This window comes from Holospora curviuscula, from assembly GCF_002930195.1.
GTDB classification, from domain to species: domain Bacteria; phylum Pseudomonadota; class Alphaproteobacteria; order Holosporales; family Holosporaceae; genus Holospora; species Holospora curviuscula.
Genome location: NZ_PHHC01000110.1, coordinates 1 through 11,609 on the forward strand (window position 1 = coordinate 1; position 11,609 = coordinate 11,609).

The window sequence follows — 11,609 nt, forward strand, 5'->3', positions numbered from 1 at the left end:
CCTACTGAACCTAGGATCTTTTAGGGGGTTAAAATGATCTAAACCCCCTTCTTCTACTTCTTTCATGAACCTTACCTTAAATGGTTCACCCTTCAAGGCATTCCCTTATTATTTTTCTTTTTTCAAATATTTATTGTTATGAGGGGGCTCTACTGCTTCCACCTCTTGCACTTTTTATTTTTTTCTAATAGGATTATGTTCAAATGTTCAGTGTGCTATAGCTCGTGTTGGATATCAAATGGATTCGTGCTTATCCGCATCTTTTCGATGAAGGACTACTTCGCCGTACTTTAGAGCCTCAAAGCACACATATCTTGCACTTAGATAGCGTTCACAGAGAAGCCTTAAAATTATTTCAAGAAAAACGCGCAAAACGTAACAAGATCGCAAAAGAAATAGCACAACGTAAACAAGAGGGAGCAGAAATCTCGAATTTGGTAAGCATATCCAGTGTCTTGTCTCAGGAAGAGTCCCTCTTAGAGAAAAAGGTACAAGAACTTTCAGAGCAACTGGTTACAACGCTGACATTTTTACCTAACATGCTGGATGAAGCAGTTCCCATGGGAAAAAGCGAAGAAGACAATGTTGTTTTAAAACACTGGGGAACTCCAAGAATTTTCAAAGAGTTTTCCCCCAAGGATCACGAGACGTTGGGCATGAATCTGGGGATGGACTTTGTTCAAGCTACTAAGATGAGCGGAGCACGATTTGTAATATTAGCAGGAGAATTAGCTCGCTTAGAGCGTGCACTATGTTGTTGGATGTTGGATATGAATACTAGTCGTTTTGGGTGCCTGGAGGTTCATACACCATGTTTAGTGAAGGAAGACGCAGTGTTTGGTACAGGACAGCTTCCTAAACTTTCAGAAGATCTGTTTAGAACCACAGATAATAGGTATCTTATTGCTACCGGAGAAGTCACACTGCTGAATCTCGTAAGAGAAACTGTTTTAGAAGAAAAAGATCTTCCCTTGAAATTCACAGCCTACACTCCTTGTTTTCGTTCAGAAGCAGGAGCTGCAGGAAAAGATACAAAAGGGATGATTCGATTACACCAATTTGAGAAAGTAGAGCTCGTAGGAATTTGTGTTGCTCAGGAGGCAGAAGAACTTCATTCTGCTTTCCTTGAGCAGGAAGAGTTTTTGATGCAATCCCTTGGTCTTCCTTATCGCGTAGTAGCATTATGTAGCGCAGATATGGGATGGACTTCTAGGCGTACTTATGACATCGAAGTTTGGCTCCCTAGTCAAGGACGTTATCGAGAAATTTCTAGCTGCTCTAACTGTGGTACTTATCAGTCTCGAAGAACAGATACCCGATACCGTACTTTTCAGGGTGAGTTAGAGTATCCCTATACGCTCAATGGCTCGGCCTTACCTACGGGACGAGCTTTAGTCGCAATTCTTGAAAATTATCAAAACTCTGATGGTTCTATTACCATTCCAGAGGTTTTACATTCTTATATGGGAGGAACAAATCGTTTGCTCCCTTATCATTATCGTCCTATTTACAATCTGTAGAGGAAAGCATGCAGTGGGTGTATCATCTATTTTTTCTGGGCTCCATTATTTTGGGGGGATGTAGCGAAGCACCTCTCAAGACAATAGTTTTAAAAATGGGACAAATATCTGTCTCTAGCAGTGATACAATTTATAGTATTGCCAAAGCGCATGATGTTTCTGTACGAGCACTGGTGGAAGCTAATAATTTAAGAGCTCCGTATATTTTGGAAGAGGGACAAATTTTGACTTTACCTTCCAAGGCTATATCCTCCTCTCAGCAGTCTTCAGAAGATGATTTAGATGTGATGGCCAATGGTCCGGTGGACTTGGCGCAGGATACTTGGAAAGATGTGCCTTTGGAAGGGGACCCTTCAGAAGCAATGGGAAGAAGTTCGGAACTTGAACCGTTACCTACCCCCACAATTCCAGTCCCCCATGCCGAAGAAAAACCATTAGAAGAAAAAAAGAAACTTGCCCAGGAAACAGATCCTAACAAATCTTTTTCCGTGTCTCAAGAAATTTTTCCTCCGTCTATCCATAGCTCAAAAGCGTCGTCTTTTGTATCGACCCAAAAGAAAAAAGATCGCTTGGTACGTTCAGGAAAAAAATCTTTGAATAATCCTGATCCAGACCTTGTGTTACAGGCTCCGGTTTCCGGTAGTATAAAAGAGGTTTTAGATAAACAAACGGCGATATTTAATACTCAGTCCAAAGCGCAAGTAGTGGCTTGTGAAGAAGGGGTCGTTGTGTACGCAGGAAAATGTGGTCAATTTCATAAAGATCCGTCTTTAGCCAATAAATCTTTTGTTTTTGTAGCGCACAATGGTATTAAAGGAGGAAAGTGGACCAGTGTATATCTTGGGGTACTCCCTTCTGTGAAGAAAGATCAAAAAGTCAAGCGGGGAGGAGTATTAGGAGTATGTCAAGAAAATGTGCTTCGATTTCAGTTGCGCAAAGATCGTGTTTCTGTCAATCCAAAGCCTTATTTCAAGTAACACATTATGGCCTTTAAGTGGGCGGGGCAAACGCAGGTCCGTAGTTCAATTTTTTTGTGTTTATGGAGTTTAACCTTTTCTTTGGCGATGGTGATGACGAAGTCTCTTTCAAAAGACATCCCTCAAATTGTACTGATGATTTCTAGAGCAGCTGTAGGGTTGCTAGCAATGCTTCCTTTTTGGTACCCTTTTTCTGTGAAAAAAGTATTTCACACTCCCCATATTGCACTGTTGGTGTTGCGAGGGATATTTCAAACTTTAGCCATGGTATTAGGGTATGCGGGATACCGATATTTACCCGGAGAAACCGCGGCATTTTTAGGTACAAGTGGCCCTTTTTTTATTTTACTTTTAGCGCGTTTATTTTTAAAAGAAAGTTTAGATACCGCTCATTGGATCGTCATGATAATGGCGTACGGAGGAGTCTTATGCGTATTGAATCCTTTTGACGTAAGGTTTTCTGCCTATACTTTGATTCCAATTTTTGCCAACGTTTGTATGGCTTCATCTATCATTGTAACACGAAAATTAGTTTTAGTGGCAGAAGACAAAAAGCGTATGTTGTTTGCCAATTCTTTTTTTCCTTTAATATTTTTTAGTCTAGTAGGTATTTGTATTACGGTTTCTTGGAAGTTAAACGGATTTGAGTGGAGATATTTGGCCACCATTGGAACACTGGGGGCTTTGTCAGCAGTATTTCACTTTTACGCTTTACAGCGCAGCTCTGCTGCTTTTGTTGCTATTTTTGATTATTTCCGATTAGTAGTTTTTCTTATTTTAAATTATTTTGTGTATGCAGAGCCGATGAGGACAAATGCTTGGATAGGAGGAGGAATAATTGTTAGTGCTACACTTATTTATGTTATGTTAAAACAAAAACAAAAAAGAAGTGCGTAAAGCAACGTCTTGAGCTTTTTAAACATCGTAGTCAAAAAATTTAAGCTAAAAAATAAAACACCTAATACACAAATACTCCCACAAGGAATTGTAATATATTTTAGTATAATGTATCGTATTGATCCTAGTGTTTTCTATAGTAATAGAAGGTATTTTTAACCCAATAGGGTAATTTTTAGAAAGATGTGTTGGAGTTTCTCTCAAGCATGTTGAGTATTTTCGGCGAAATTACGAAACTCATTTTGTTTTTTTGGCCTGAGTTACACTACCTAATACTATCTTAAATCTTTTCAATTATAATACGTGTGTATTTAGGGTTTGTGGTGTAAGTTAGGGCGCGGAAAAAACACTTTAGAGGCACAGTGTATCGCAGAAGTGCAATCACCAAAATGTCCTTGATAATAAGGCTTTTTTTTGAGATTTATGTATTGAGTTCCGTCTCATACCTTTTCTTGAGAATGGGCTCTGACCTGTAAGGAAATTTATCATCCACCACTAAAAATTAGAGGTATCAATAAGTTTTGAAGGCCTTATTTTTATTTATTTTTGACTTTTTTAAAAAATTGTGTTATAATTGAATTGTTTTGAGAAAAAAATAAGATAATTATGAGAAAACTACATACTATTTTATTCACTATTTTCGTTTTTATATCCAACAACGGCTTTTCTGCAAAAAAGAATCTCATAAAATCCGAAAAAAATCTTCCAACAACAGAAAAAAAAATAAAAAAACCTTCTATGTTTCGTACCCACACTAAACAGGTTATGGACAACTTGGTTCAATGGATTAGAGGTATGATTGTTCCCGATACAGCAATCATGCTAGGGAATGGAACGGTATCTTACAAATTTGCGTCAAGATGGCTTGGTACAAAGAAACGTCCTTTTTGGTACCCTTATGGAATAGATCTTGATAGATTAATTTTTGCCTGTGGTGTTTCTTTTGGTGACGTATTAGGTGAACCATGTAATATCTTCTTACAGCTCAATGCTCAAGATCAAACAAAAGTGTTATCCCAAGCATGGAAAGAAGTTTCTGAAGAAATTAGTACAGTCACAGATAACAACTTACGTCAAGGTGCGATTTCTATGAAAATACCTATATTTGATTTATTTAAGTATCTTACAACTCAAAAAAATCACTCTATAACCCACTTGGTGAGAAAACTTCACAATGTTGAAAAAGCAAATACCCAACAAAAACAGATGGAAGAAACGTTCCAAAAAATGTCTCTTAATCAAGACGCTTATACCAAAGAAGCAGCCATACATCACAAAAAAAATACTCTAGAAGACCAATTTCAAAGATTACACCTTTAAAAGTTTTATTTTGTAGCGTATTACAGAAAGCATAGGAGGCTGATCTTCGTAAATGTTTTTCTAGATTCTATGTTGTATCTTCACACGCCAGGCCAAAAGCAGTTCAGTTTGAAGTCTTCTTTGATATCTGAATGAGGGTAGAATCCATGATGAATAGGATGAAACTTAGTTACGCAAAACAATATCATGTTCTTAGAAGAAATTTTTTTGGTTAAGCCCACATAATTTCAGTGATGACTATTTATATTGAAATGTTACCCCTAGAACAAGTAAGATGGATAATCTTAAACATGGTATACATTTTATCTTTAAGAAATATTGTGATTGGTTTAAAATCTGTGTATTCTTTAGGGGAAGAAAAGAATAATTAATACACTGTGAAAAAAATATACACTTTTTTATTAATGCTTTGCATTTTTTCATCCAAAAGCGCTTTCTCTGCAAAAATGGAGAGTGAGGACGTCGAAGAACCCAAGAAAGATGTTGTTAAAAAAATAACAAAAAAAATAACAAAATCTTATATTATTTCTTATCACAATAAAAAAATTATGAGTCATTTAGTTCAGTTCATTAAGAGTATGATTATGCCCCATAGTGTGAAATACATCCCCGTACAATGTTCAGACCCTAAAATAGCTAAGTGGTCGTCTGTCACATTATTTGTGTCAAAATTTCCTAATCAGCCCCGTTATCTAGCTTTGTACCACAACCTAGAGTATATGTCAGAGGGATGCTCTGCGTCCTTAAACACTAAGGAATTAATTCTTCAATATTGTTTTACGTCTAGGGCGTCGTTAGGTCCACCATGTGAGCGTTTTCTCAGACTTTGTTCTATAGACCAAAAAGAAGTTTTAGTCAGCGCATGGCAAGAAGCTTCCCAAGCAATCAAACAGTTAACAGAACAAGATATACGTAAGGCACTTTTGATGAAAAAATATATATTTAATTTCTTTAATTATCTTGCAACTCAAAGAGGTAAATCTATGAACAAAGTAGCAACCAATTATATTACGTTTGATAAAGCCGAACAAAAAGAACAGATGAAACAAGAGTTTCAAAAGATGATGATTAATTTAGAACACCAATTTAAGTTTGATGGAGTAATCCAAACAGCAGAACAAGTAGAAGAAGAGTTCCGGCAGATGAGGCGTCGTCAAGAGGATACTCTAGAAAACCAATTTCAAGGATTACACCTTTAAAAGCTTATTCTCGTAATATGTATAGAAAACCTCAAATATAAAGAGACCCATACAAAATAACACTATATGTGTCTTTTAAAAAGGGTCTTGGTACTTAACCCTAAGTGTTTTCCTGCTAGCCTAGGCCCATTTCTTTTTAATAAGAGTGAAATCAGGAAAATATCCAGGAAAATACATAATCGCGTGTTCCGAAGATTTTATGGCGTTCACTCTCTCTTCTTTTTTATGAAACGTGGTATTGTACATGAAAACAACACTGTCTCTGGGCAGGTTTTAAAGAAGATCTTGACTCACCCAAGCATTAAACATCGCTGTGTTGATGAGAGTGTAAAACAGATTTACGATCAAAAGAACACCGTCCAATAGAGCACCTATCACATTCGCCTAGCCCTTTGCACCCCAGGCGTGAATGCCACAACCGAAACTTCCAGGCATACTCATGTGTTTTCGATATATTTTGGACAAATCTGCGCTCATCAATGAAGATGATGGAACGCCCTTCTTTTTTATGTTCAGCAATTTCTATGGAGGTACGCAAATCGTTTTTCAGGATTTCCTTTGGGGTGAATCAAGTTTTTTTTATAAATGAAGCTTAAGCATTTAAGAAAATCTTTAATTCCTGTGGTACTCATACTGAGAGACATTTGGATGATCGGCAATATCTTTTTTGAGTGGGTCCCTGTGGTGGATTTTGGTGGCGGGTTTAATGTGCTTCATCACAGGATTAATTTTCTTGGACCCTCTGACGGTGCGTTCGAGGTTGACCTTAAAATCTCTCGAATCCTTTGAAACGCTTAACTTTTCTCCCGCTTTCATCCCTAAAATTTACCCCCTAAAATCCGTGAAATACATGGAACTCTTAACTGAAAAATTTTTAAAAAATTTATAATCATTTTATATGTGTTCGGCTATTTTTTTAGAAAGAATGATTAGGCTCTCTTGATTGTTTTACTTTATCAGAGACGCTGCCTCAGTGATTTTGGCGTATCCGCGTAAGTACTTGCCGTTATGTTTTATACCATCATAATTTGGCACTGTACATCTCTAAAGAAACGATGCTTAAAGAGTGTTTTGAAAGATTCGCTTTTTTAGTCCTTTGATTTAGTCCTTTGATTTAGTCCTTTGAACTGGTCTGGTAGTCATTTTTCAAAAATAAAAAGCCTACTAGCGTTAGGAGTGTTACGATAGAGAGAAAAAATAAAGCATACTTATAAGGAAGAATACTGTATAGAGGAGTGCCTGCTACATCTCGTTTTTGATCCCAAAAATGATCCATAACTCTTCCAAATCCCTCTTGCATAAGATAAGAAATACCCATAATGATCGTATTAGTCAATGCGCTGGCAGTACCAGAAAATCGTGCAGGAACTGCTTGAGTGGTCAAAGTAAATACTAGTACCTGGGCTCCCATAGCCAATCCAATAATAGCGCATAAAAAAACAATAATGGGAAAAAATACAACGCCAGAGCAGAGTGCAATCATTCCAAGGCCTCCAGAGATGACTGGCGTTGCTAACAAAAGTGGTCGTACATAACTTTTCCATCGATGACATAAAGGCAGCACTAAAACACTTCCCAAAGAAAAAAATATGTACATGGCCATACTCGCATTGGATGCCATGGCGGGTGTCGTTGTATAGGCTACTTGAAGAAAAGGAACCCCCCAGGCTTCTGCAAACACGACTAAAGGCGCATACAGAAACGCACCTATTAATCCCGCACCCCATACCTGAGTATTGCTTAAAACAGGCCAAAGGAAACTACTCCAACGGGGAGATACGGTGGAAGACGTTTCTAACATTGGGGAAGAGCATTCTAGAGTGGATTGTTCTGAATGTTTTTCTGGAGATAATGTTTCTTTAGGGCGATCTCGTACGCAGAGCCAAATCAGTGCTGCTAATACTAATCCAAACCCAGATAGTGTGCATAATGCCATTCTCCACCCTAAAGCATCTACCAATTTTGCAAGAGGATAAGATGCGCACAGTCCTCCAAGACAGCCAATAGCGTTGGTTAATCCCGCCATTAAAGAAAAATTTTTACTATCAAACCATTCAACAATCAGTCTTAATGTACTGATAAAGGCACAAGCAGACCCAATACCGATGCATATGCGTCCTAAAATTGCCATAGGATAGTAACACGCTGTTCCTAACAAAAGCGCTCCAAAGGCGCAGAATATACAGGAAACGCTGACTAAGTGACGCACACCTATTTTGTCCAATAGTATTCCAAAAGGGATCTGTAAGCCTGAATACGCATACCCGTACACTGCTGCCAAAACCCCCAGCTGAGTTGCTTGAATGTGAAACGTTTCTGTAAAATCTTTCGCCAAAACACCAGACGAGGCCCGTAGCACCATCTCGTAAAAATAATACATTGCTACAAGAAGCCACATCGCTGTTCCTTTTATCGTTTGGCCAGGGTATAAAGATTTTAATTTCATAAGTAAATGCTCCACTCTATCCTAAGTCTGATAATAAAAGAAGCGGTATTAAAAGTCTATCTATAAAAAGATATGATCTCCTATAGGGACTAGACTTGCCCAAGGGGAAGAAATATGATAGAATTTTCTTTATTAATAAAATAATAATAAAATTATTATAAAATAACTATAAAAACACATTAAAAACTATGATATTTTTTTTAAGCTTATATTGTTTAAAGCAATGTTTTCTTTTACGCCGCAGAGTACGGATGCAATGGATTGACGCACACTTATTACCAAAACAAGATCAATTTTATACAGGAAGAATATCAGTAAGTGTTATGATTGTGAGTTTTTTTCTTTTAGATTATTCAGCATATGGGCAGATAGGTATGGGAAATCCTTTTAGCTTTCAAGTAGATGGGGTAGATTTTAGCAAAACCAGCACACCGGATGAAAAAGTGGCCTGGGCTAAGCTTGTGGACCAAGGTATGGATAAAATAAAAGCAGCTCAACATATTTTAAAAAAAAGGGAGCACTCAAAGCTACCGCCTCATAAACCATCTTAACTAGCCTTTTCAAAAAAAACTAAGGGTTTTCTAAAGTCTTTTTAAACATATGGGTTAAATGACGTTCAATGTAAGGAAGTATGTAAGCAGAAAATTCGTCCCAACGTTCAGAAATTTCCTGTACGGCTTGGGGCATACTTTGTGGAGAGTCTTTTAAAAAATTATAAAAAGTTTGACATATTTGGCTAATATTGCTTTGTTCTTCCTCTGAAAAAAGATAGGGATACTGATGAATAATTTTTTTCATTTGCTCTAATGCATCAGACGCTTGTTGATGTTTTTGTGTCCAAATACGTCGCAAAACGTCTATTCCATCGTCGATACTTAAGGAATCAAGTTCTTTTTTTATATGGCTATCATCTAAAGTTTTTATGGTATTAATATGAAGAGATGCTTTTGCCCCATCTTCTTTCTCCTGTAATTCTTTTGCTTCAAGCTCTAGAAGGCCATCTACAGTCAAACTGCAGGTAAGTTCAATTCTTGGAACCCCCTTAGGCAAGGGTTTTATTCCTGACAGTTCAAATACACCAAGAGATGTGCAATTTTCCGCAAATTCTTTTTCTCCTTGCACGATGTGGAGAGGAATTTTTGTCTGGTCATCTGCAGCAGTAGTAAATGTGTAGGTGCACACGCAAGGAAGTGGGGTATTTCTTGGAATCAAAGTTTCCACCAAACCTCCTAATACTTCTAGCCCCAAGGTAAGAGGACTCACATCTAGCAATAAAAAAGAACAAGTTCGGGTTAGATGATAAGCCTGAAGCGCTGCTCCTTGAGCGACCGCATATTCGGGGTGAAGTACACACGCTACTCTCTTATCCCATATCCGACTTAAGTGATTGAATACAAAAGGAATACGGGTGCTTCCCCCTACTAAAACAATTTTTTGAATATCGTTATGTTTTAACTTGGCACGGGCTAATGTATCTTCACAAATTTCAAGAGTGCGCTGAAACCAAGGGAAGCACCAAGTTTCAATGTCTTGAAGGGTCACGTTACTGTCTATAATGGGATTAGTAGGACTGACGGAGAGGGATTCCTTAATATAACGTGCTTTTTTGATCCAATATTCTTGCTGAGAGGAAGACGGTACGTCCCAGAAAAAAGGTGCTATGTTTTTTGCGATACACACATCCAGATCGTCTCCTCCTAGAGCAGTATCTCCTCCTGTGGCCAATACCTTAAACACACCGTCTTGAATATCTAGAATCGACACATCAAAGGTACCCCCCCCCCAATCGTAGACAAGATATTTACCTTCTGAGGATTCACTCAGACCGTACATGATGGCTGCTGCCGTGGGCTCACTGACAAGCCGTAAAACTTCAAACCCTGCGCTTTGAGCAGCTTTATGTACTTGAGACCGCTGAAGATCGTCAAAATAAGCCGGAACTGTAATAACAGCACAGGATATCATTCGACCTAACGCTTCACGAATATGCTGAGCAATTACTTTGAAGAGCTGAATTGCCGCATGAAAATAGGTAGAAGCTTGAGCACTTTTTAGGGAAGTGTGGGCTAATTTACGTTTTACAGATTGGATAGTGTACCCCTCTTGAGAAATTACTTTGGAAGGAATAAGGGTACCGTAAGAAGTACTCAGAACCTCAACTTGGGTAGGACTCGATGCAAACCCCACAACACAATAAGTGGTTCCAAAATCAATGCCCACCGCTTCTTTTTTCACGGCACAATCTTGCTCTATAGTCTTGCTTTCTAAGGATTCTACCGAAATACGCATATCAACACCTTATTGTTTTAAGTAACATATATACATATAGGCATGCTGCGCTTGAACATACTGGGTCTGTCGGAATTCATCATCGAATTTTATTATAGCTTCCTGATACTTGTCATGTAAACATGAAGAATCTTCTTGAGACTTCAGCGTAAAAATCTCCACTAATATTTCTTGATACATAGGTACAGGCCAAGCATCAACGCTCTTTAACATATATTCCGCGCGCAGGGAAGGGGTTTTTAAGTGAGTGTAGACGGTATTAATATAAGCACTTAATTGAGCGGTAACTTTGGACGAATGGTTCCCCCAAGAATCAGGATGAACTATTTTTTGTTTTTGAAGATACGCTTTCTCCAATACGTCTAAATCCATCAAAAAACGCTTGGGAAGACCAAATAGTTCGAACCAGTCCATACGTTTTATAGAGGCAAAATCCAAGTTCTTATCCTTCCTTTTTCTTGGTTTTTTTGCAATTTATAACTTTAATTTCAATTGCACTATAACAGCTTAAGATGGTTAACGCAATAGAACAAAATTTTATCTAAAGTGAGAAAGCATTTTAGTATCGGTGCTCAGAAGGTGTTAATATTAGCTTCGTAGAGGATACAGGTATAAAAAAAATCTTAAATGTAAGGGGAGCACATGAAAAAAACATAATGCTTATCACGAGAATATACACGCTATATCGCCTCACGGTCTTATATTTATTCATAAACGTGGCATTGAGATCAATCTTTGCAAAGACAGAGAATTGAGCAAAGAAACTGAGAACCTTATGAATAAAAAAAGTTGCAAGTATTTAAATAGCAAGACTGGTGCATAATAAATTTATAGTACCAATGGGGGTTAATAGTGCTTTTCATAGGCAATTATTCGAGGCTTGAGAGAAGCAGAGTCTAATTATAAAGACTAAAAATCCCCCAAGGGGTTATTAGGGATTCCTCATCATCCCATACATCAC

General features: G+C 37.7%; 11 protein-coding genes. 7 read left to right on the forward strand and 4 right to left on the reverse strand.

Annotation, left to right across the window (positions count from 1 at the left end; all coding sequences use genetic code 11):
- Positions 1-224 precede the first annotated feature (224 nt).
- The 5 genes from serS (at position 225) to HCUR_RS05825 (ending at position 5,913) form a co-directional block, all read left to right on the forward strand.
- Positions 225-1,520, forward strand: coding sequence for a serine--tRNA ligase (serS, locus tag HCUR_RS05805; RefSeq protein WP_104207158.1), 1,296 nt, complete (start codon positions 225-227; stop codon positions 1,518-1,520).
- Positions 1,521-1,528: 8 nt separating this feature from the next.
- Positions 1,529-2,497, forward strand: a complete 969-nt coding sequence (locus tag HCUR_RS05810) for a LysM peptidoglycan-binding domain-containing protein (RefSeq protein WP_104207159.1) — start codon at positions 1,529-1,531, stop codon at positions 2,495-2,497.
- A gap of 6 nt (positions 2,498-2,503) precedes the next feature.
- Positions 2,504-3,394 carry a DMT family transporter gene (locus tag HCUR_RS05815; protein ID WP_104207160.1) on the forward strand — a complete coding sequence of 297 codons (891 nt, stop codon included), beginning with the start codon at positions 2,504-2,506 and terminating at the stop codon, positions 3,392-3,394.
- Between the two features lie 738 nt (positions 3,395-4,132).
- Positions 4,133-4,714 (forward strand): hypothetical protein, encoded by a 582-nt coding sequence (locus tag HCUR_RS05820; protein ID WP_165780808.1) that lies wholly within the window; start codon positions 4,133-4,135, stop codon positions 4,712-4,714.
- A gap of 578 nt (positions 4,715-5,292) precedes the next feature.
- Complete coding sequence (locus tag HCUR_RS05825) at positions 5,293-5,913, forward strand: hypothetical protein (RefSeq protein ID WP_207760950.1); 621 nt, start codon at positions 5,293-5,295, stop codon at positions 5,911-5,913.
- Positions 5,914-6,214: 301 nt separating this feature from the next.
- Here HCUR_RS05825 and HCUR_RS07880 read toward each other — a convergent pair whose 3' ends face one another.
- The gene (locus tag HCUR_RS07880) at positions 6,215-6,451 is read right to left on the reverse strand and encodes a hypothetical protein (RefSeq protein ID WP_129591938.1); all 237 of its coding nucleotides are present in this window, start codon (positions 6,449-6,451) and stop codon (positions 6,215-6,217) included.
- Positions 6,452-6,498: 47 nt separating this feature from the next.
- Between HCUR_RS07880 and HCUR_RS07885 the strand changes: the two genes are divergently transcribed.
- A complete protein-coding gene (locus HCUR_RS07885) occupies positions 6,499-6,702 on the forward strand; it encodes a hypothetical protein (RefSeq protein ID WP_129591939.1) in 204 nt (67 codons plus the stop codon).
- 325 nt (positions 6,703-7,027) lie between these two features.
- Here HCUR_RS07885 and HCUR_RS05830 read toward each other — a convergent pair whose 3' ends face one another.
- Complete coding sequence (locus HCUR_RS05830) at positions 7,028-8,359, reverse strand: MFS transporter (RefSeq protein ID WP_104207163.1); 1,332 nt, start codon at positions 8,357-8,359, stop codon at positions 7,028-7,030.
- 251 nt (positions 8,360-8,610) lie between these two features.
- Here HCUR_RS05830 and HCUR_RS05835 point away from each other — a divergent pair, with 251 nt between their 5' ends.
- Complete coding sequence (locus tag HCUR_RS05835; RefSeq protein ID WP_207760951.1) at positions 8,611-8,910, forward strand: hypothetical protein; 300 nt, start codon at positions 8,611-8,613, stop codon at positions 8,908-8,910.
- A gap of 19 nt (positions 8,911-8,929) precedes the next feature.
- On the opposite strand, the gene HCUR_RS05840 is transcribed toward HCUR_RS05835, so the two are convergent.
- Both HCUR_RS05840 and HCUR_RS05845 read right to left on the reverse strand, forming a co-directional pair.
- Positions 8,930-10,648: an Hsp70 family protein gene (locus tag HCUR_RS05840; RefSeq protein ID WP_104207165.1), complete on the reverse strand. Its 1,719-nt coding sequence runs from the start codon at positions 10,646-10,648 to the stop codon at positions 8,930-8,932.
- A gap of 9 nt (positions 10,649-10,657) precedes the next feature.
- A complete protein-coding gene (locus HCUR_RS05845; protein ID WP_129591940.1) occupies positions 10,658-11,086 on the reverse strand; it encodes a hypothetical protein in 429 nt (142 codons plus the stop codon).
- Between the last annotated feature and the right edge of the window lie 523 nt (positions 11,087-11,609).

Bases quoted from the DNA above. Each gene is read 5' to 3' on its own strand.
- HCUR_RS05825 (WP_207760950.1), top strand. From the start codon at position 5,293: ATGATTATGCCCCATAGTGTGAAATACATCCCCGTACAATGTTCAGAC.
- HCUR_RS05820 (WP_165780808.1), top strand. From the start codon at position 4,133: ATGTTTCGTACCCACACTAAACAGGTTATGGACAACTTGGTTCAATGG.
- HCUR_RS07885 (WP_129591939.1), top strand. From the start codon at position 6,499: ATGAAGCTTAAGCATTTAAGAAAATCTTTAATTCCTGTGGTACTCATA.
- HCUR_RS05815 (WP_104207160.1), top strand. From the start codon at position 2,504: ATGGCCTTTAAGTGGGCGGGGCAAACGCAGGTCCGTAGTTCAATTTTT.
- HCUR_RS05840 (WP_104207165.1), bottom strand. From the start codon at position 10,648: ATGCGTATTTCGGTAGAATCCTTAGAAAGCAAGACTATAGAGCAAGAT.
- HCUR_RS05810 (WP_104207159.1), top strand. From the start codon at position 1,529: ATGCAGTGGGTGTATCATCTATTTTTTCTGGGCTCCATTATTTTGGGG.
- HCUR_RS05830 (WP_104207163.1), bottom strand. From the start codon at position 8,359: ATGAAATTAAAATCTTTATACCCTGGCCAAACGATAAAAGGAACAGCG.
- HCUR_RS05835 (WP_207760951.1), top strand. From the start codon at position 8,611: ATGCAATGGATTGACGCACACTTATTACCAAAACAAGATCAATTTTAT.